The organism is Burkholderia sp. A2, assembly GCF_001729305.1.
GTDB lineage: Bacteria > Pseudomonadota > Gammaproteobacteria > Burkholderiales > Burkholderiaceae > Burkholderia > Burkholderia sola.
In genome coordinates, this window is the sequence record NZ_LZXX01000070.1 from 1 (window position 1) to 1,073 (window position 1,073).

Below are 1,073 nucleotides of genomic sequence, written 5' to 3' on the forward strand. Positions count from 1 at the left end.
CCCTTGCCCTGCGTCGCGCGGATCTTCTGGCACAGGTTGGTCTTGCGCGACAGGCAGAACTTGCACTCGCGGCATTCGGGCGTGTAGAGCGGAATCACGTGGTCGCCCTTCCTCACGGTGCCGACGCCGGGGCCGACGTCGACCACCACGCCCGCGCCTTCATGGCCGAGGATCGCCGGGAAGATCCCTTCCGGATCGGCGCCCGACAGCGTGTAGTAGTCGGTGTGGCAGATGCCCGTCGCCTTCACTTCGATCAGCACTTCGCCGGCGCGCGGCCCTTCGAGATCGACTTCCTCGATCGTCAGCGGCGCACCGGCCTTCCATGCAATCGCGGCTTTCGTTTTCATCGTGTCACTCCTGTGTGTCTGTGAGGTCGGCCCGGGCCGGCGCGTCGACGCCGGCCGGGGTTTCATGCAAGGCGTAGAAACCGTGCCGCATGGCGCGGCGCAACAATATCGTGCTCACCATGATGGCCGCTCCCGCCGCGCATCGCGTGCGCGAAACGGTCGTCGGCTTGCCAGGATGCGTCATCGCTGGCGCAAAAGAACAAGCGTCCGAGTTTAAACGCCCGTCGTGAACCATGCATCCGTGCGGGCGTACAGATCGACGAAGCGCGCATGGCGTGCGGCCAGCAGACGGTCGTCGTGCGGTGCCGCGACCGGCGATGCGCTCGGCGCCAGCGCGCGCAACGCCTCTTCACGCCAATGCCCGATCGCGACGCCCGCGAGCAATGCGGCGCCGCGCGTCGCGGCGTTCGGGCAATCGATCGCGTGCAGCGACGCGCCGAGCGCATCGGCAAGCAACTGGCGCCAGCGCGGATCGACCGAGCCGCCGCCCGCGAGGCGCAGCGTCGTCACCGCGTCGCGACGATCGGCGTCGCGGATCGCATCGAGCCCCGCGCGCAGCGCGAACGCGACGCCTTCGAACGCGGCGCGCATCATTGCGCCGCGCGTGTCGCCGAGCCCGAGGCCGAGCCAGCCGCCGCGCGCATCCGGATTCATCCACGGCGAACGCTCGCCGGTCAGGTACGGCAGGAAGCACAGCCGCTCGGACGCCGGTTGCGCGAACGCGTC

General features: G+C 69.3%; 3 protein-coding genes. 1 reads left to right on the forward strand and 2 read right to left on the reverse strand.

Annotation, left to right across the window (positions count from 1 at the left end; all coding sequences use genetic code 11):
• The coding region (locus tag A9Z05_RS05675) for an alcohol dehydrogenase catalytic domain-containing protein (protein WP_176730158.1) at positions 1 to 347 on the reverse strand (347 nt) is incomplete at its 3' end.
• 89 nt (positions 348 to 436) lie between these two features.
• Here A9Z05_RS05675 and A9Z05_RS36810 point away from each other — a divergent pair.
• On the forward strand, positions 437 to 577 hold the full coding sequence (locus A9Z05_RS36810; RefSeq protein ID WP_176730159.1) for a hypothetical protein: 141 nt from the start codon (positions 437 to 439) through the stop codon (positions 575 to 577).
• Here A9Z05_RS36810 and A9Z05_RS05680 read toward each other — a convergent pair.
• On the reverse strand, positions 561 to 1,073 hold a 513-nt coding region (locus A9Z05_RS05680), incomplete at its 5' end, for an FGGY-family carbohydrate kinase (RefSeq protein WP_084044134.1). The two genes, A9Z05_RS36810 and A9Z05_RS05680, sit on opposite strands and share 17 nt — an antisense overlap.

Excerpts from the sequence above, each read along its gene's own strand:
- A9Z05_RS36810 (WP_176730159.1), top strand. The coding sequence starts at position 437 with ATGGCGCGGCGCAACAATATCGTGCTCACCATGATGGCCGCTCCCGCC.